At 63.9% G+C, this 18241-nt stretch carries 22 protein-coding genes and 1 other RNA gene; 12 read left to right on the top strand and 11 right to left on the bottom strand.

The annotated features are described in order from the left end of the window. From J5J83_RS11285 to J5J83_RS11275, 3 genes are all read left to right on the top strand, one after another. Positions 1-483 (top strand): glycosyltransferase (locus J5J83_RS11285; RefSeq protein WP_212349151.1); only part of this gene is annotated, 483 nt, incomplete at its 5' end. 64 nt (positions 484-547) lie between these two features. After that, positions 548-1486, top strand: coding sequence for a carbohydrate kinase family protein (locus J5J83_RS11280; RefSeq protein ID WP_212349149.1), 939 nt, complete (start codon positions 548-550; stop codon positions 1484-1486). Then, positions 1477-1950, top strand: coding sequence for a glycine zipper 2TM domain-containing protein (locus J5J83_RS11275; protein WP_212349147.1), 474 nt, complete (start codon positions 1477-1479; stop codon positions 1948-1950). Before J5J83_RS11280 ends, J5J83_RS11275 begins: the two co-directional genes overlap by 10 nt. A 16-nt stretch (positions 1951-1966) precedes the next feature. Here J5J83_RS11275 and J5J83_RS11270 read toward each other — a convergent pair whose 3' ends face one another. From J5J83_RS11270 to J5J83_RS11235, 8 genes are all read right to left on the bottom strand, one after another. Beyond that, positions 1967-2362, bottom strand: coding sequence for a diacylglycerol kinase (locus J5J83_RS11270; RefSeq protein WP_212349146.1), 396 nt, complete (start codon positions 2360-2362; stop codon positions 1967-1969). 90 nt (positions 2363-2452) lie between these two features. Next, the gene (locus J5J83_RS11265) at positions 2453-3892 is read right to left on the bottom strand and encodes a DUF3426 domain-containing protein (RefSeq protein ID WP_212349144.1); all 1440 of its coding nucleotides are present in this window, start codon (positions 3890-3892) and stop codon (positions 2453-2455) included. A 9-nt stretch (positions 3893-3901) separates the two neighbouring features. Beyond that, entirely contained in the window at positions 3902-4786 is an 885-nt protein-coding gene (gene prmA, locus J5J83_RS11260) for a 50S ribosomal protein L11 methyltransferase (RefSeq protein ID WP_212349142.1), read from the bottom strand. Between the two features lie 14 nt (positions 4787-4800). Continuing rightward, a complete protein-coding gene (accC, locus tag J5J83_RS11255) occupies positions 4801-6162 on the bottom strand; it encodes an acetyl-CoA carboxylase biotin carboxylase subunit (protein ID WP_212349140.1) in 1362 nt (453 codons plus the stop codon). Between the two features lie 5 nt (positions 6163-6167). Further along, positions 6168-6620 carry an acetyl-CoA carboxylase biotin carboxyl carrier protein gene (accB, locus tag J5J83_RS11250; RefSeq protein WP_212349138.1) on the bottom strand — a complete coding sequence of 151 codons (453 nt, stop codon included), beginning with the start codon at positions 6618-6620 and terminating at the stop codon, positions 6168-6170. 53 nt (positions 6621-6673) lie between these two features. Beyond that, positions 6674-7171 carry a type II 3-dehydroquinate dehydratase gene (gene aroQ / locus J5J83_RS11245; RefSeq protein ID WP_212349136.1) on the bottom strand — a complete coding sequence of 166 codons (498 nt, stop codon included), beginning with the start codon at positions 7169-7171 and terminating at the stop codon, positions 6674-6676. Between the two features lie 54 nt (positions 7172-7225). Then, positions 7226-7780, bottom strand: a complete 555-nt coding sequence (locus J5J83_RS11240; protein ID WP_212349134.1) for a TlpA disulfide reductase family protein — start codon at positions 7778-7780, stop codon at positions 7226-7228. A 4-nt stretch (positions 7781-7784) separates the two neighbouring features. Further along, entirely contained in the window at positions 7785-8387 is a 603-nt protein-coding gene (locus J5J83_RS11235) for a hypothetical protein (RefSeq protein WP_212349132.1), read from the bottom strand. 88 nt (positions 8388-8475) lie between these two features. Between J5J83_RS11235 and mpl the strand changes: the two genes are divergently transcribed. Further along, positions 8476-9825 (top strand): UDP-N-acetylmuramate:L-alanyl-gamma-D-glutamyl-meso-diaminopimelate ligase, encoded by a 1350-nt coding sequence (mpl, locus tag J5J83_RS11230; RefSeq protein ID WP_212349130.1) that lies wholly within the window; start codon positions 8476-8478, stop codon positions 9823-9825. A gap of 44 nt (positions 9826-9869) precedes the next feature. Here mpl and J5J83_RS11225 read toward each other — a convergent pair whose 3' ends face one another. The 3 genes from J5J83_RS11225 to J5J83_RS11215 all read right to left on the bottom strand — a co-directional run bounded on the left by J5J83_RS11225 (position 9870) and on the right by J5J83_RS11215 (position 11648). Continuing rightward, a complete protein-coding gene (locus tag J5J83_RS11225; protein ID WP_212349128.1) occupies positions 9870-10511 on the bottom strand; it encodes a BON domain-containing protein in 642 nt (213 codons plus the stop codon). Next, positions 10511-11104, bottom strand: a complete 594-nt coding sequence (locus J5J83_RS11220; RefSeq protein WP_212349126.1) for a phosphoheptose isomerase — start codon at positions 11102-11104, stop codon at positions 10511-10513. Before J5J83_RS11220 ends, J5J83_RS11225 begins: the two co-directional genes overlap by 1 nt. Positions 11105-11234: 130 nt before the next feature. Further along, the gene (locus J5J83_RS11215; protein ID WP_212349124.1) at positions 11235-11648 is read right to left on the bottom strand and encodes a YraN family protein; all 414 of its coding nucleotides are present in this window, start codon (positions 11646-11648) and stop codon (positions 11235-11237) included. On the opposite strand from J5J83_RS11215, the gene rsmI reads away from it, so the two are divergent. From rsmI to J5J83_RS11175, 8 genes are all read left to right on the top strand, one after another. Further along, entirely contained in the window at positions 11647-12513 is an 867-nt protein-coding gene (gene rsmI / locus J5J83_RS11210; RefSeq protein ID WP_212349123.1) for a 16S rRNA (cytidine(1402)-2'-O)-methyltransferase, read from the top strand. The two genes, J5J83_RS11215 and rsmI, sit on opposite strands and share 2 nt — an antisense overlap. A gap of 46 nt (positions 12514-12559) precedes the next feature. Beyond that, on the top strand, positions 12560-13597 hold the full coding sequence (gene pyrC, locus J5J83_RS11205; protein ID WP_212349121.1) for a dihydroorotase: 1038 nt from the start codon (positions 12560-12562) through the stop codon (positions 13595-13597). Between the two features lie 11 nt (positions 13598-13608). Next, positions 13609-14046: a hypothetical protein gene (locus J5J83_RS11200; protein WP_212349119.1), complete on the top strand. Its 438-nt coding sequence runs from the start codon at positions 13609-13611 to the stop codon at positions 14044-14046. Positions 14047-14103: 57 nt separating this feature from the next. Further along, positions 14104-14485: RNase P RNA component class A (rnpB, locus tag J5J83_RS11195), an RNA gene on the top strand. Between the two features lie 361 nt (positions 14486-14846). Beyond that, on the top strand, positions 14847-15290 hold the full coding sequence (mraZ, locus tag J5J83_RS11190; protein WP_212349117.1) for a division/cell wall cluster transcriptional repressor MraZ: 444 nt from the start codon (positions 14847-14849) through the stop codon (positions 15288-15290). An 11-nt stretch (positions 15291-15301) separates the two neighbouring features. After that, a complete protein-coding gene (rsmH, locus tag J5J83_RS11185; protein WP_212349115.1) occupies positions 15302-16225 on the top strand; it encodes a 16S rRNA (cytosine(1402)-N(4))-methyltransferase RsmH in 924 nt (307 codons plus the stop codon). Then, the gene (ftsL, locus tag J5J83_RS11180; RefSeq protein ID WP_212349113.1) at positions 16222-16485 is read left to right on the top strand and encodes a cell division protein FtsL; all 264 of its coding nucleotides are present in this window, start codon (positions 16222-16224) and stop codon (positions 16483-16485) included. The genes rsmH and ftsL overlap by 4 nt, the downstream gene beginning before the upstream one ends. Further along, positions 16485-18239: a penicillin-binding protein 2 gene (locus J5J83_RS11175; RefSeq protein WP_212349111.1), complete on the top strand. Its 1755-nt coding sequence runs from the start codon at positions 16485-16487 to the stop codon at positions 18237-18239. The genes ftsL and J5J83_RS11175 overlap by 1 nt, the downstream gene beginning before the upstream one ends. Positions 18240-18241 lie beyond the last annotated feature (2 nt).

Below are 18241 nucleotides of genomic sequence, written 5' to 3'. Positions count from 1 at the left end.
AGCCTGTGGTTCGTGGGCGACGGCCCCGCGCGTGCAGGGCGGGAGGCGGCCGGGGCGGGCGGGCGCGGTCTGCTATTTGCCGGCATGCGTGTCGGGGAAGACCTTGCGGCGCATTATGCTTCGGCGGATCTGTTCCTGTTTCCGAGCGTGACCGAGACCTTCGGCAACGTCACCACGGAGGCGTTGGCCAGTGGCTTACCCGTCATCGGGTTCGACTATGCTGCCGCTGCCGAGCGGGTCGCCATCGGTGAGAACGGCTGGCTTGCGCCACTTGGGGATGAGGAGGCGTTTGTGGATGCGGTCGTGCGCGTCGGTAGTGACGATACCTTGCGCCGGGCGTTGGCCGCGAAGGCTCGTGCAAGCGTGGTCGACGCGGATTGGGGCGCCATCGCCAGGCAATTGGTGGCGGTAATAGAGGATGTGGTGCAGGCGCACGAGGCGCGAACGGGCGCGGCCGCGAACATGGCGGGTGCGTCCGGCTGAGTGCTGCAGCGCGTCCGCGGCGCGCGGCCTATAATCGCGATCTTTACACGATCACAGGCCTGTCATGTCCATTCTTGTCTGCGGCTCAATGGCGTACGACACCATCATGGTGTTTCAGGATCGCTTCAAGAACCACATTCTGCCGGAGCAGATCCATATCCTGAATGTGTCCTTCCTGGTGCCCGATCTGCGCCGCGAGTTCGGCGGTTGCGCCGGGAATATCGCTTACAACCTGCACCTGCTCGGGGCCGATCCGCTGATCATGGCAACCGTTGGTGACGACGTAGCCGAGTACCGGCAGCGCCTCGAATCTCTCGGGATGCGCCAGGATCACGTGTTGCAGGTGCCTGGCACGTATACCGCGCAGGCCTTCATCACCACTGACGTGGATGACAATCAGATTACCGCATTCCATCCCGGCGCCATGATGCACTCGCACCTGAACCGGGTGCAGGATGCGGTCGATGCCACGCTCGGTATCGTCGCGCCCGATGGCCGAGACGGCATGTTGCGACACGTTGGCGGGTTTGCCGAAGCGGGCGTACCCTTCATCTTCGATCCGGGCCAGGCGCTGCCCATCCTGTCGGGTGACGAGTTGCTGCATTGCCTGCAACTGGCGCGCTATTGCACGGTCAATGACTACGAGGCCCGTCTGATGTGTGACAAGACCGGGCGCACGATCGAGGCATTGGCCGCAGAGGTCGATGCCCTGGTGGTGACGCTGGGGGCGGATGGGTCGGAGATTCATGTGGCGGGTGAATGCATCCACATTCCGGCGGTGGCGGTGGATGAGATCATCGACCCGACCGGTTGCGGTGACGCTTATCGTGCCGGATTGCTTTACGGCTTGTCGCAGGGTTGGGACTGGGTACGTTGCGGGCGTCTGGCCGCGGTGATGGGCGCGATCAAGATCGGCTATCGTGGGGGGCAGAATCACCGGCCGTCGCGCAACGAGATTGCAGCGATGCATCAGGCAGCTTTTGGAGAACCGTTATGGAATTGATGAGCAGGAACCGGCTGCGCGCCATGTGCGGTGCGATGATCGTGGGGCTGGCCCTGACCGGGTGCGCCTCCGGACTGGGTGGTGGAACGTACTCGCGCGGCGAGGCAAGGCGCACGATGGTGGTGCAGTTCGGTACCGTGGAATCTGCACGGGCGGTCCAGCTCGAAGGTACAAAGAGTCCGGTCGGTACGGTGGCGGGCGCCGCGGTCGGCGGGATTGCGGGCAGCACCGTCGGTGGCGGGCGTGGCTCGTCGATAGGCGCCGTGCTGGGCGCAGTGGCCGGCGGTCTCGCAGGATCTGCTATTGAAGAGGGCGTGACGCGGACGCCCGGTGTCGAGGTGACGGTGAAACTCGATAACGGCCAGTATCTCGCCGTCGTTCAGGAGGATCAGGGCGAAGGCTTCCAGCCCGGACAGCGTGTGCGCATCCTGCGCGATGGTGGCACCACGCGGGTGACGCGCTGACTCGGCAGGACTGGAATCAGCCGAATAGAACCAGACCCCACATCAGCGCCAGATTGAGCAGGGCGATCAATACGGCGGCGCTGCCGATGTCCTTTGCGCGCTTGGCCAGTAGATGGCGTTCGAGCGATACGCGGTCGACGGTGGCCTCGATCGCCGAGTTGAGCAATTCCACCATCAGCACCAGCAAGGTACTGCCGATCAGGATTGCCTTGCCGGTGCCGTTGGTCGGAACGAAGAGCGCCGCCGGGATCAGCAGCGCCGCGAGGATGCATTCCTGTCTGAATGCGTCTTCGTGACGAATCGCCGCGCGCAGGCCAGCAAGCGAATAGTGGAAGGCGTTCCAGATCCGGACCAGACCTGTCTTGCCCTTGAACGGGCTTTCTGAATGAGGGTTGTTTTCGGGCGCGTTCATGAGCGGGTGGTGGCCGGCGGGAGAGGTGCAGGACCAGTGTCGCACGCGGTGATGACTGCAGCGTGACGGGGGCGGCGCAGGTTCGCGGGATCAGGGGTAGAAGACATACACGCGATATCCCGTCGGCGTGATGGTAGCGACGTCGAAAGCGCGTCTCACCACTGCATCGCCGCGCGGCTCGAAGCCGGTCTCCAGCCGGGCGGGTGCGACCCATTCGGCTGGCGTGAACACCCTGCGGGCAAGTGCTGCATCGTTGGCGTCGGTCAGCGTGAGCTCCAGGTGTGGCCACGCCTGCAGGAAGTCGGCCCGGTTCTTCACCGTGGCGTGGAGGACGAAGCGGCCCGGACGGCCGGGTTCGGACTGCAGGTCAGTGGTTTCAATGGAGATCAGCGCCGCTTCGCGTGGCAGGGGCATGTCGCAGCCGAGACGCGCACAAGCCGCAACCAGCAGCGGCCGCAGCCCCGGCAGCGAGCGTGCCAGATCCTGCCGGAACAGATAGATTGCCTGTACTGCAAACGTGCCTGCAAGCAGGCCGATGGCCAGCCCCCACAGGGTGCGATTGAGCGCACTTGAGGATTCCGGCTTGCCATAGGTGGCGTCGAGGTGCGCGTTTTCGGGGGCGGGCACCGCGTCAGGGAGCGGGTCGGTTTCGACTTCGTTGTCCGCGACCGGATGCTCGAATGCAGTGGCTGCTTTGGCCGGTTCATTGACCGGCTCATCGGCGTGCTCGACGGGGCTGTCTGCGGTGGGCTCCACAGGGGTCGCCCGGACATGACTATCGGGCGGCCGGCGGCGCTCGGCGCGGATCACGTCCGGCAGTGCTGTGCTGGCGTCGCCCGCGGGGTGCGGACTGGCGTCGACGTGCTCGTCTGCGCTTGCCGTAGCAGATGGCGTCGGCTCATGTTCGTCGAAGAACGCATCCAGCGGCGGAAAGGCGGGGAGGTCCGCATGGCGCGGCAGCCGTGCTTCCCGGTCCTCCTGGCGCGCACGCATGCTGTCGCTGTCGGGCTCGAAGAAGCTGGAGAAGTCGATATCCTCCAGCCGCGGTTCATTGTGCATGTCCGAAACGCCACCCGAGTTGCCCACGATGTCGTCCGGGATGTCGAAATCGAGGCTGCTCAGAAGTGGCTGGGTCGAATCCGAGTCCGATGCCGGTCGTGGTGGCGCGGCGCCTGACACTGACAATAAAGTGTCGGCACTGTTCTGCTCGAGGTGAGGACTGCCCGCATCTGTTTCAGGTGGCTGGCCGGCGTGCGCCGGCCCCGCGATTCCTTGCTCGGGTGCGGGGGCGGGCGGGGTATCTTGCGCTGCCGTTGCTGTCTGGACAGGCGTGATGTCGAGCGCGGAGTTGCCGGCCACCGTCGACGCATCCGGTGCCGACTGCGGCTGAGGCGCTTCGGCAATCAGGTGTTCGAGCGCATTGAAGGGATTGAAACAGTGACCGCAGCGTACCTCGCCACGGCGGGCACGCAACTGCTCGGCACGCAACCGGAAGACGGTCTGACACGCCGGGCAGCGAGTGAGCATCATGGTCGGGGCCTAGCGCCGACCTTCCAGCCTGACCCAGCCGTCGCTGCTGGCCCCGACCGCCAGCGCCACGTATGGCGCCCAGGCTTCGATCACCTGACCGGATTGCTGTTCGAGCACTCCCGACAGCGCGACCCGGCCGCCGGGCGTGATCCGTGCAGCGATCGCCGGTGCAAGCACGCACAGGGGATTGGTCAGGATGTTGGCGACAACGATATCGAAGGTTTCGCTCAGCGCAATGCCCGAATGCTGGACGCGCATCGCCACTTCGTTGCGGCGCGCATTGTCCTGCGCCGCTTCGACGGCTTTCTCGTCAATGTCGACACCGAGCACGTCGCCGGCCCCCAGTCGAACTGCCGCAATGCCCAGAATGCCGGAGCCGCAGCCGTAATCGAGCACGGACTGGCCGCGTGCGACCGCTTCGCACAGCCATTCCAGGCACAGGCGTGTGGTGGGGTGCGAGCCGGTTCCGAAAGCCATGCCGGGGTCGAGCTCGATATTGATCGCGTCGGCGTCGGGGGCGTCGTGCCAGGACGGCACGATCCACAGGCGCTCGGTGATGCGGATCGGATCGAACTGGCTCTGGGTCAGCTGCACCCAGTTCTGTTCCGCCACCGCTTCGGTCGTGTAAGGCGGCACCGCAGGCAGGCCGGCAGCGCCGGCTGCAATGGCCAGCGCTGACTCGAAATCCGCGTCGCGATCGAACAGGGCGATGACCCTGCTGTGGTCCCACAGGCTCGTCGGCAGGTGTCCGGGTTCGCCGAACTGAGGCGTTTCGGCCTCGGTGCCGGCATCCGCATCCTCGATAGAGACGGACAGCGCGCCGGCCTCCATCAGCGCATCGGAAAGTGCTTCAGCCTTGTCGGCATCTGCCTGCAGGGTGACCGAGGTCCACATCGTATCTGTCGTGCTCAGTTGTGTTTGACTTCGCCGCGATCCGCGAGCTTGTGCTCGAGGTAGTGAATGCTGGTGCCGCCCTCCACGAAACGGGCGTCGAGCATCAGTTCCTGGTGCAGCGCGATATTGGTCTTGATGCCGCCGACCGCCATTTCCGACAGCGCGATACGCATCCGGCGAATGGCCTGCTCACGCGTGTCGCCATAGGCGATCAGCTTGCCGATCATCGAATCGTAGTGGGGGGGAACCGTATAGCCGTTGTAGACGTGCGAATCGACCCGGATCCCGGGGCCGCCCGGGGTGTGCCAGTTGGTGATCTTGCCTGGCGAGGGGGTGAACTTGAACGGGTCCTCCGCGTTGATCCGGCACTCGATTGCGTGTCCGCGAAACTCGATGTCGCGCTGGCGGAACCAGAGCTTCTCGCCCGCGGCGACGCGAATCTGCGCCTGCACGATGTCGACGCCGGTGATCATCTCGGTGACCGGGTGCTCGACCTGGACGCGGGTGTTCATCTCGATGAAATAGAACTCGCCATTCTCGTACAGGAATTCGAAGGTGCCGGCACCACGATAGCCGATCTTGCGACAGGCTTCGGCGCAGCGTTCGCCGATCTTGGCGATCAGCTTGCGGTCGATGCCCGGCGCCGGCGCTTCCTCGATGACCTTCTGGTGACGGCGCTGCATCGAGCAGTCGCGCTCGCCAAGATACACCGCATTACCGTGCTGGTCGGCCATGATCTGGATTTCCACATGGCGCGGGTTCTCGAGGAACTTCTCCATGTAGACCACCGGATTGCTAAACGCGGCCTGTGCTTCTGCGCGCGTGGTCGTGACCGCATTGAGCAGGGCAGCCTCTGTGTGAACGACCCGCATGCCACGACCGCCACCACCACCGGCCGCCTTGATGATCACCGGATAGCCGACGGCGCGACCGATCTTGACGATCTCCTTCGGGTCTTCGGGCAGTGCGCCATCGGAGCCGGGAACGCAAGGTACGCCTGCTGCCTTCATCGCGTCCTTGGCCGACACCTTGTCGCCCATCAGGCGGATGGTGTCCGGGCGCGGTCCGATGAAGACGAAGCCGGACTGTTCCACCCGTTCGGCGAAATCCGCATTCTCGGACAGAAAACCGTAGCCCGGATGGATGGCCTCGGAGTCGGTGACCTCTGCCGCGGAGATGATCGCAGGGACGTTCAGATAGCTCAGGCCCGACGGTGCCGGGCCGATGCACACCGATTCGTCGGCGAGCTTCACGTACTTTGCTTCGGTGTCGGCCTCGGAGTGCACGGCAACGGTCTTGATGCCGAGTTCGCGACAGGCGCGCAGCACTCGCAGCGCGATCTCGCCGCGATTTGCAATCAGGATCTTCTCGAACATGGCGATCAGCCGATCACGAACAGGGGCTGACCGTATTCGACCGGCTGGCCGTTTTCGACCAGCACGGCCTTGATCGTCCCGCTCGCGTCGCATTCGATCTCGTTCATCAGCTTCATGGCCTCGATGATGCACAGGCTGTCGCCTTCGCTGACGCTCTGTCCAACCTCTGCGAGCGGCTTTGCGCCCGGCGCGGATGCACGATAGAAGGTGCCGACCATGGGTGACTTGACCACGTGACCTTCGGGCAGGGCATTGGCATCGACTTCGGCGGCGACCGTCACGGCAACCGGCGCGGCGGCAGGTGCGGGCTGGGCGGGGGCAGGCATGTAGGCCATTTGAGGCGCTGCGGCAAGATGCTTGGCAATGCGAACCTTTTCTTCACCTTCGGTGACTTCGAGTTCCGATATGCCTGATTCCTGGACGAGGTCGATCAGTTTCTTGAGCTTGCGCAGATCCATGCTTTTTCTCCGTGCCCCGAGGCTCCGCGGCATGCGGATGCCTGTGGGGATGGCTAGTTGTTGTGTTCCCGCAGACGGGAGAGTGCGAATTCGATGGCGGCGAGGTAGCCATAGGCGCCCAGGCCGCAAATGACGCCGACCGCCCGGTCGGAAAAGTAAGAATGCTGCCGGAACGGCTCGCGGGCGTGGACGTTGGACAGGTGCACCTCCACATAGGGAATCTGCACCGCGGCCAGCGCATCACGCAGGGCAACGCTGGTATGCGTGTAGGCGGCCGGATTGATGATGATGAACGAGACGCCTTCACTGGCGGCAGCCTGAATGCGGTCGATCAGCTGGCCTTCATGGTTGCTCTGAAACGACTCGAGCAAGACGCCATCTGCACGCGCACGGCACTCCATGCCGACATGGATGTCGGCAAGCGTGGTCCGGCCGTAGATGTCGGGTTCACGCGTCCCCAACAGGTTCAGGTTCGGCCCGTGCAGAACCAGAATTCGAGCTTGTGGGGGCGGAGGTGATTCGGATTTTTGGCTGCGTTTTGAGCGCGTCATGGCTGCAAGTTTGCCGCAATTGGCGACAACTTGTCTAGCGTCACCTGATTCCGGTCAAGACTTCTCATCGAGCAGTGCGCGGATTTTGCCTTCGAGTTCGCTCTGATTCAAGGCCCCCAGTTTGACGTGGCGGGCGACCCCGTTGCGGTCGAGGATGACGGTGAAGGGCAGGCCCTGCGCCGCGTTGCCGAAGCCGGAGGCCAGGCCGAGAACATCGGGAGATGCGATCAGGAGGGGGTACGGGACATCGAATTCGCGCTTGAACGCCTTGACCTTGTCCGCCATGTCGATGCTGATGCCGACAAACTGTACCGGGTATTCACCCAGTCCGCGACTCGCCGCGACAAAGTCCGGAATCTCCTTGCGGCACGGCGGGCACCAGGTTGCCCAGAAATTCGCCACGATGACTTTGCCACGCCATTGCTCTACAGGCTGGATGCTGCCCTCGGTGTCGGGCAGCCGCAGTGCCATCAGCGCGGTCGTGGCCGCCGTGGCTGAATTTTCGTGCAGCGCATCGCGCGTTCCCATCTCGCGGTTGGCGAAATACCCTGCGGTGCCGGCAAGGCCCGCAACGATGGCGACCAACAGGTAGTGGACGTAGGGTCTCATGATCTCATTCCTCTGCGCCTACTTGGCCGAGCAAGGCCTCGACCTGCGCCAGGCGTGCGCGTTCCTGATGTGGTCGGCGGCCATTGCGCTCGGCACCTTCGCCGTAAACCGACAGGCGTACCGGGACGTCGTCCCAGTCAAGGCTGAGTACGACCTCGGGGGCGCCGGGGGCGGGCCGGCGGGACTCCCGGTGTTCGTAGGCGAGATCCTGATTGAGGAAGAAAATCTCGACTTCCTTGGCGCTCTCGGGGTAGAGCTCGATCTCGAGTTCGGAATAACGCCCGGCGGTGCCATCCAGGGCGCCCCCGGTCAGGTAAGGGCGAAATTCGGCCAGGAGTTGCATGATTTCAACCGCTGCCGTTCGCATCGCCAGCAGCCGGTCGGCCTGCTCCTCATCCTGATAGAGGGCTTGCCATGCCCGCAGTTCGGCCTCGATCTCGGCATTGTTGGGCAGTGATTCGGAAAGGTTCGCGCCCAGCTGCTTGGCGGCCTTGCGCTTGGCAAAGCCGAAATCGCTGATGCCGTCCTCGGCCATCATGCGCGCTGCAAGTGCCGCAATCTCGCGCCGCAGCGTGCTGCTTTTCTGGAAGTTGTCGTGGGCTGGCATGGAGGCTTTGGCGTCTTTGCCATCGGGTAGAATGCGCCCCATTCTACACGGGCGTGTTTCATTCGTTTCGCGCTCTACCGGAGACTTCATGCATATCCATATTCTGGGCGTTTGCGGTACCTTCATGGGGGGAGTGGCACTGCTGGCACGGGCTGCCGGCCATCGGGTGACCGGGTGCGATGCCAACGTGTATCCGCCGATGAGCACGCAGCTCGAAGAGCAGGGCATTGCGCTGACCGAGGGCTTTGACCCTGCGCAACTCGAACTCGCGCCGGACATCTACGTCGTCGGCAATGCCATCTCGCGTGGCAATCCCCTGCTTGAAGCAATCCTCGATCGCGGTTTGCCCTATGTGTCTGGACCGCAGTGGCTGGCGGAGCATGTGCTTGCCGGGCGCTGGGTGCTGGCGGTGGCCGGAACGCACGGCAAGACCACCACGACGTCGCTGCTTGCATGGATGCTCGAGGATGCGGGGCTCAATCCGGGGTTCCTGGTGGGGGGGGTGCCGCAGAATTTCGGCCTGTCGGCGCGCCTGACCGATTCGCCTTTTTTCGTCATCGAGGCGGACGAATACGACACCGCGTTCTGCGACAAGCGCTCCAAGTTCGTGCATTACCGGCCGCGGACGGTGATCCTGAACAATCTCGAGTTCGATCATGCCGACATTTTTGCCGATCTAGGCGCCATCGAAACCCAGTTCCATCATCTGGTCCGGACCTTGCCGCAAAGTGGACGAATCATTGCAAATGCGGCGGAGCCGGCGCTGCAGCGCGTGATCGAGCGTGGCTGCTGGTCGGAGCTGGAGTGGTTCGATCATGCGGATGGCTGGGGAGTGACGGTGGGCGACGAGGACGCCGAGGCGGTGTTTTCGCTCGGTGGGCGCGAGCTCGGGCGAGCACACCTGCCCTTGGCCGGCAGTCACAACCGTGCGAACGCGCTGGCCGCGATCGCGGCTGCCCGCCATGTCGGCGTGACGCCCGCGCAGGCGATCTCCAGCCTCTCCCGCTTTGCAGGTATCAAGCGCCGTCTTGAAGTCAAGGGTGTGGTGCGTGGTGTGACCGTCTATGACGATTTCGCGCATCACCCGACGGCCATCGCGTTGACCGTCGAAGGCTTGCGCCGTCGTCATCGCGAGGGGCGGATTCTCGCTGTTCTCGAGCCGCGCTCGAACACGATGAAGCTGGGGGTAATGAAAGATCAGTTGCCGCACAGTCTCGCGCTTGCGGATCGGGTGTATTGCTATACCTGCGGACTGGGCTGGGACGCCGCTGCCGCCCTGGCGCCGCTGGGCGAGGTCGCCGCCTGTTACGGCGACCTTGATGCGCTGGTGGCCGCCGTGGCTGACGAGGCGCAGGCCGGCGACCATGTGCTCGTCATGAGCAATGGCGGGTTTGGCGGTGTGCACCAGAAACTGCTTGCGGCACTTGGCCGTCTCTGAGCGCGATCGATGCCGGCAAGGCAACATCGATCGCGAACGACCGCCTATTGTTGCTTCGGCTTCTCACCCAGGGGGGTGTCGAGACGGTGAGCTTCTTCGTCGCTGATGTAGTCGAAGACACGCACGACCTTCTTCACGCCCTGGCTGGTGCGGGCAATTTCGGTCGCGGCGTCGGCCTCCTTGCGGGTGACCAGGCCCATCAGAAAAACGACGTTGGCCTCGGTGATGACCTTGACGTGATTGGCGGAGAATCGGTTGCCATCCACGAACCGGGCTTTGACGTTCGAGGTGATGAGACTGTCGTTGGCGCGCGCGCTCACCGAGGAAGCTGGCCCGATGGTCAGTTCGTTGATGATGCCGCGAACGTTTTCGATGCCGGCGACCAGGCGCTCGGCCTCAGCGCGGACGGATTCGTTCTGAACTTCGCCGGTCAGCAGGACGTTGCGGTTGTATGAGGTCGCGTTGATGTGGTTGATCGTGCCAAAGTGCTCGCTCATGCGGCTGCTGGCTTTCCATTCGATGCCTTCGTCCTCGACATAGGTGCCGGAACTGCGACGATCGGAGATCATCATGGCGCCGGCACCAAAGCCGGTGGCAACAACCGGGAAGCAGCCTTGAAGCATGGGCAGGGTCGCGGCGGCGACGAGACCGGCAAGCAGTCTGCGGCGGGTATGTGAGGCGTTCATCAGTCTTCCACTCCTAATAACAAACAATCGATGCCGTCGCACAGGCAGTGCAGGACGAGCAGGTGGACTTCCTGGATGCGTGCAGTACGATCGGCCGGCACGCACAGATGGATATCGTCTTCACCGAGCATGTCGGCGATCCGTCCGCCGCCCTTGCCGGTCATCGCGATGACGCGCATTTCTCGCTCGTGCGCCGCCTCGATGGCCTCGATGACGTTCGCCGAGTTGCCGCTGGTCGAAATGGCCAGCAGGATGTCGCCGGGCTGTCCCAGCGCACGAACCTGCTTTGAGAAGATCTGGACGAAATCGTAATCGTTGCCGATCGAGGTCAAGGTGGAGCTGTCCGTGGTCAATGCGACGGCGGCCAGCGGCGGGCGCTCCATTTCGAAGCGGTTGATCAGCTCGGCGGCGAAATGCTGGGCATCGGCCGCCGAGCCACCGTTGCCGCAGGCGAGAATCTTGCCGTTATTGATCAGACTGCCGGTCATCGCGTCCACGGCATGGGCGATTGGCGCCGCCAGCCACTCGATGGAGGCGAGCTTGGTCTGCGCACTGTCTTCAAAATGGCGTGAAATTCTGTCGATCAGGTCCATGTATCAATCAGGATGGCAGGCATTGGGGAAGGAAGTCTAGCACGGTCAAATTGCAGCCGACTGCCGCCAAGCATGGTCCGAACCCGGCCTCATTGCACTGAGTTTTACAAGGGCTTACCGGCGGCCTCGGTCAGCTTGCGTCGAAGGCGCCCCGAATCCAGTCAGGTTGACCGGCATCGATCGTCTCGAACACGATGGCATCGAAGCGGCACGGGCTGTCGGCATACTGCCGTCCCATGCCGGCCAGCCACCACCGTGCGGCATGAATGACCCTGGCTTGTTTTGTCGCGGTGATACTGGCGGCCGCCCCGCCGAAGCGCTGATTTTTCCTGAGCCGCACCTCGACGAAGGTGATGGTTCCGCGTTCGAGCGCGATCAGATCCACCTCGCCGCCCCGGCAGCGGACGTTGCGCGCGAGAATGCGCAGGCCATGGCGGGTCAGATGTGCGGCGGCGATGTCTTCGGCCATGCGTCCCCGTGCTTGCGCCAAAGTCGTGCGCCCGCCCACAATCGTAACCTTGCCCTCATTTTCTGGCTTTTTCATGACCGAATCTTCCGCGACATTCCTATCCAGGACGCCGTCATTGTATGTGGTGGCCACGCCGCTCGGAAATCTGGGTGACATTTCCACGCGCGCCAAGGGCATTCTTGCCGCCGTCGACGTGATTGCAGCCGAAGATACGCGCCACAGCCAGCGCCTGCTCGACGCGTGCAACGTGCGCACGCGCGCAGTCGCCCTGCATCAGCACAACGAACAACGGGCGGCCGCTCAGCTGGTCGAATGGCTGGCCGCAGGCCAGCACGTGGCGCTCATTTCCGACGCCGGCACACCGGCGGTGTCTGACCCGGGGGCGAAGACCGTGGCCAGGGTGCGTGCGGCAGGTTACCCGGTGGTGCCGGTGCCGGGCGCGTGCGCCGCGGTTGCCGCGTTGTCGGTGTCAGGCTTTGCCGAGGGCGGATTCCGTTTTGTCGGCTTTCTGCCGCCGAAATCGGGGGCGAGGCGCGCCGCGTTGTCGGCGTTAGCGGGTGACCGCGATGCGCTGGTGTTCTACGAGGCGCCGCATCGGGTGCAGGAGTGTGTCGCCGACATGCTCGATGTGTTCGGTCCGGCGCGCGAGATCCTCATTGCGCGCGAGATGACCAAGCTGCACGAGGAGATCGCGCGCATGCCCCTGGTCGAGACGGGAGCGTGGTTCGATGCCGACAGCAACCGGGTGCGAGGCGAGTTCGTCCTAGTGGTGGACGGCGCGCCGCTGCCCGAGGGGCTGGGAGCGGAAGCCGAGCGGGTGCTCGATCTGCTGCTTGCCGAGTTGCCGGTCAAGACGGCCGCGCGTGTCGCCGCCGAGATCACCGGCGCGCCAAAGAACGCACTATATGCGCGGGCACTGGCGTTGAAGGGCACAGCGTGAGCGCCGCGCCGCTTATAATCCGCACAATCGACATCAGAGCACAGCAATGCACACGATAACCCTGACTCGCCCGGATGACTGGCATCTTCATGTCCGTGATGGTGATGCGCTCGCCACCGTGGTTGCGCATACCGCGCAGCGCTTCGGACGTGCCTTGATCATGCCCAACCTGAGGCCGCCGGTCACGACCACCGCCCAGGCGCTGGCCTACCGCGACCGCATTCTGGCCGCAGTGCCTGCCGGCTTGCATTTCGAGCCGCTGATGACGCTCTACCTGACCGACAACATGCCGCCCGACGAGATCGACAGGGCCAAGGCGAGTGGTGCCGTCATCGCCGCCAAGCTCTACCCCGCCGGTGCGACGACGAATTCGGATGCAGGTGTGACCGCAGTCGACAAGATCTACCCGGTGCTCGAGCGCATGGAGGCGCTCGGTCTGGTGTTGTGCGTGCACGGCGAAGTCACCGCGGGCGACGTCGATATCTTTGACCGTGAGCGCGTCTTCATCGAGCGCGTGCTGTCGCCGGTGGTCCGGCGTTTTCCTGCGCTCAAGGTGGTGTTCGAGCACATTACGACGGCCGAGGCGGCGCAGTTCGTCCGCGCGGCGGGTGCCAACGTCGGGGCGACCGTGACGGCTCACCATCTGCTGCTCAATCGAAACGCCATTTTTGCCGGCGGCATCCGTCCGCATCATTACTGCTTGCCTGTTCTCAAGCGCGAGACCCATCGGCAGGCGCTGGTCGAGGCCGTGACCTCGGGCAATCCGCGCTTCTTCCTCGGCACCGACTCGGCACCTCATGCGCGCTCCACTAAGGAGTCGGCGTGTGGTTGCGCGGGGTGCTATACGTCGCATGCAGGTATCGAGCTGTATGCCGAGGTGTTCGAGGCCGCCGGGGCGCTGGAGCGTCTCGAGGCATTTGCCAGCCTGAACGGACCCGCGTTCTACGGGTTGCAGCCCAATGACGATCGCATCACGCTCCGGCGTGATACATGGCATGTGCCGGCGTCCTTCGGCTACCTCGGGGACGATCCGCTGGTGCCATTGCGTGCGGGCGAGTCGGTGGCGTGGAAACTGGCGGACTGAGGGGAGTGGGCATGAACGCAGGACGTCTCGGGACATTGGCGCTCATTGCGATGCTGCCGCTGCTGAGCGGGTGTGAGAACAGTGCGGTGGCGTACTCCATCGAAGGCAAGGAGCACGCGCTCACGCTGCTTCGCGAACAGCCGTATTTCTGGAGCGACGAGGTCACGCAGTATGTGATTGCAGCGCGTCTGCCTCAATGTCAGCGCAAGGTGCGGATTCACCCGGGGCGCACGCAGATGGTCGACCTCGAGGTGTACGAGGCGGGTTATCAGATGTGGGCCTTGCATCAGGGCGCGCGCTGGTATCTGGCCAGTACCGAAGAGTGCAAGGTCCAGGACTGGGATAATCCGGACGGTACGGCACCCGGGCCCTTGAGGGGGCGCTTTCATCTGCAGGATGGGGTGCCGGTCTTTTCGCCGGCTGCGCAGGCGCCGGCGGCTGGCGGCTGAGGCCAGGCGCAGTGCGCATCGCCGGCGCGATGGCGGGATAGCGTATAATCCGTGCGGGAAGTTCGCCAGGCAGTCGCTGCACACCTTCGGGTGTGTGGAGGAAAGTCCGGGCCCCGCAGAGCAGGATGCCGGCTAACGGCCGGGCGTCGTGAGGCGACGGAAAGTGCAACAGAGAACAGACCGCCGATGGCTTCCGCAAGGGAGATCAGGTAAGGGTGAAACGGTGGGGTAAGAGCCCACCGCAGGACTGGCAACAGGACTGGCACGGCAAACCCCATCCGGGGCAAGGCCAAATAGGGGAGTAATGGCGTGGCTCGCGTCGCTCCCGGGTAGGCTGCTAGAGCTTCACGGTAACGTGTCGCCCAGAGGAATGACTGCCCGATGATCCGGTTTGCGCCGGGTCGTTCGACAGAACCCGGCTTATCGGCGAACTTCCCAATTTCGTTTCAAATCGACATGCCGGCATGCCCGGCTGTGTTCTGCGGCGACGCCCTGTTGCGCCGCGATGTGCATTCGGTGGTCATTGCGCACCGTTTCTGCACGTATTTCCCACTCTTTCCCACTTTGCCCCGAAAGGCCCTCCTCACTTCATGCGCTCTCGCATGAATGTGCGCTATTTGCCTTGATTTTTCAGGGAATATTCAAGCTTGCCGGCTTTGACTTAAGTCATTGTGTCGCAAAGAGTTTCCCCATTTTGTCAGCTTGACCGGGGTTGGCCTTTCCTCTACAGTGGGGATAAGTGGAGAAAAGTGGGGTGAAGTGTCATTTCGGCGCTTTGCCCGGACAGTTCAGGGGGCTGGATGTTTCAGGGAGCCGCAGCGCTAAATCTCGATGCCAAGGGTCGCCTAGCGATTCCCTCGCGGCATCGCGATGCGCTTGCTGTCGAGAATGGGCAGGTGGTCCTCACCGCCCACCCTCACGGCTGCCTGCTCGTCTATCCGGTTCCGGCATGGACGCCGATTCGTGACAAGGTTCTGAGTGCCCCCAGCCTCGACCCGGTATCGGCTCAGCTCAAGCGACTGCTCGTCGGTTTTGCCCAGGACGAAGCGCTGGACAGCGCCGGCCGGGTGTTGATTGCGCCCTCGTTGCGGCAGTTCGCGCGTCTCGAAAAGCAGGTCTGGCTGGTGGGGCAGGGCAGCCATTTCGAACTGTGGTCCGACGCGGGTTGGCAGAAGCAGCAGGAAGCAATGATGGCGCTGGTCGATACCGGCCTGCCGGCCGGCTTCGAGAGCCTGGCGCTGTGAGCGATACCGACATGCACATCACCGTCTTGCTGCAGGAAGCAGTAGACGCGCTGGCAATCAGGCCCGACGGCACCTACGTGGACGGCACCTACGGACGCGGCGGGCACAGCCGCGCGATCCTGTCGCGGCTCGGGCCGCAGGGGCGCCTGATCGCATTCGACCGGGATCCTGCCGCGATTGCAGCCGGGCGCGAGATGGACGATGCGCGCCTGACCTTGGTGCACGCCCCGTTCAGCGCACTGGGCGAAACCCTCACGGACCTCGCTGTGGATCGGGTCGATGGTGTGCTGCTGGATCTCGGCGTGTCCTCTCCCCAACTCGACGATGGCGCGCGCGGGATGAGTTTCCGCTTCGACGCGCCGCTTGACATGCGCATGGACACAAGCCGTGGGCAGACCGTGGCAGCCTGGCTGGCGGAGGCTTCCGTCGCCGAAATTACGGAGGTACTCAGGGATTATGGAGAAGAACGGTTTGCTTATGCGATTGCAAAGGCGATTGCAGTTGCTCGGACAGGGGGGGCTGTCGAAACCACTGGACAACTTGCCGCGATCGTGGAGAAAACGGTCCGCACGCGCGAGCCGGGGAAGCACCCAGCGACGCGCAGTTTCCAGGCTTTACGGATTTTCATCAATCAGGAGCTTGAAGAGCTGACGCAGGTCCTGCCCGTCTGTGTCGATCGCCTTGGTGCCGGTGGCCGGCTGGTCGTGATCAGCTTTCATTCGCTCGAGGATCGTATCGTCAAGCGATTCATGCGCGATGCCGCGCGGCCGCCGCAGTTGCCCTCGCGCCTGCCGCTGCGTACCGTCGATCTGCCCCGGCCGAAGCTGGCGCTGATTGGCAAGGCCGTGTATCCGGGCGCGGACGAGGTTGCACGTAATCCGCGTGCTCGCAGCGCCGTGATGCGTGTCGCAGAGCGCACTGCGGAGGCGGCATGATCCGGTTCGACGCCGTTCTCGTCGCCCTCGCCGTGGCCAGTGCCCTGGGTGTGGTGTCGGCCCAGCACCATTCGCGCAAGCTGTTTACAGCGTTGGAGCGCGAGCAAACCCGCGCTCACGGACTTGAGGTGGAGTGGGGCCAGTTGCAGCTGGAGCAAAGCACTTGGGCTGCGCACGGAAGGGTGGAAAAACTGGCCAGAGAGCGTCTCGGCCTGCGGCCGCCCACGCCCGGTCAGGTCGTGGTGCTGGAGGCGCAGTGATGCAGAAGCAGCGCACCGTCACGTTCAACCATAACCCGCTGCTCAAGCGCGAATTGCCGGTTTGGCGCTCTCGCTTCGTGCTGATGGTCCTGCTTGCCTGCTTTCTGGCCTTGGTCGGGCGTGCCCTCTTTCTGCAGGGCATCAACAATGAATTCCTGCAGGCCAAGGGCGAAATGCGCTATGCACGCGTCCTTGAGGTGCCGGCAACGCGGGGGCGAATCACCGATCGCAACGGCGACATGTTTGCAGTGAGTACGCCGGTGCGTTCGGTTTGGGCCATCCCCTCCGATGTGAATCTCGAGCCCGGCGAAGCGCGACAGCTGTCCAAGTTGCTGGAAATGGACGTATCCGAGCTCAATGCCAAGTTGGCCTCGGGGCGCGACTTCGCCTATCTGAAGCGCCAGCTGTCGCCCGATGTGGCGGATCAGGTGGCCGCGCTCAAGCTTGCAGGTATCCATCAACAGCAGGAATACCGCCGCTTCTACCCCGGCGGCGAAGTCACGGCGCACATGCTGGGCTTCACCAGCGTCGAGGATCGTGGCCAGGAAGGTATCGAGCTTGCCTACGAGGCGCAGCTGGCCGGCCAGCCGGGGTCGCGCAGGGTGATCAAGGACCGTCGCGGGCAGATCGTCGAGGACGTCGAATCGATTCGCCCCCCGCGCGATGGCGAGGACGTGGTGCTGGCGATGGATGGCAAGCTCCAGTACCTCGCGTATTCGGCCTTGCGCGAAGCGATGCAGAAGTATCGGGCCAAGGCGGGGGCCGTCGTCGTTGTCGACGTGCGCACCGGGGAGGTGCTCGCGCTGGCTAATGCGCCAACGTTCAATCCCAATAATCGGGCCAATCTCACCGGTGCCCAGTTGCGCAACCGCGCGTTCACCGACACCTTCGAACCGGGGTCGGTGATGAAGCCGTTCATTGCCGGAATGGCGCTCGAAAGCGGCAAGTTCAAGGCCACGACCAAGATCGATACCAGTCCTGGAAGGCTCACCATCGGAACGGCTTCGATCGGTGATGCGCATGTGCATGGCGTCCTGTCGGTCGCGGAAGTCATCCAGAAGTCGTCGAACATCGGGACGGTCAAGATGGCCCTGCAATTCAGTCCCGAGGAAATGTGGCGCCTTTTCAACCAGCTCGGTTTCGGGTCCCAGCTCGATCTCGGCTTTCCGGGCGAAGCGGCCGGTCGTCTGCGGCCGGCCAAGAGTTGGCGTCCGATCGAACAGGCGACGATGTCGTACGGGCATGGCATTTCGGTCAGTCTGATCCAGGTCGCCCATGCGTATCTTGCCTTCGCCCGCGACGGTGATTTGCTGCCGCTGTCGTTGACGAAACTGGATGAGCCCAAAGGCTCGTCCAAACGCATCTTTTCGCCCGAGGTTGCGCGCGAAGTGCGGGCCATGCTCGAGATGGCTGCCGGACCGGGGGGGACTGCACCGCAGGCTCAGGTGCCGGGCTATCGTGTCGCCGGAAAGACTGGCACGGCCTACAAGCTGGAGGGCGGGCAGTACGTGAAGAAGTACATCTCGTCCTTTGTCGGTCTCGCGCCGGCGTCGCGCCCGCGCTTGGTGGTGGCGGTGATGATCGACGAGCCCAACGGGGCACACTATGGCGGCGCGGTTGCGGCACCGGTCTTCGCCCGTATCGTGGAAGGTTCATTGCGGGCGCTTGGCGTCGCGCCCGACGCGCCCATCACCCCCCTGCAGCTCGCACGCAAGCAAGGGGTGGAGGTGCCGGCCGTGCAGGAGAGCATGTGAGC

This window comes from Azoarcus sp. L1K30, assembly GCF_018122735.1.
Taxonomy (GTDB): domain Bacteria; phylum Pseudomonadota; class Gammaproteobacteria; order Burkholderiales; family Rhodocyclaceae; genus Parazoarcus.
This window is presented reverse-complemented; position numbering and strand designations above follow the sequence as displayed.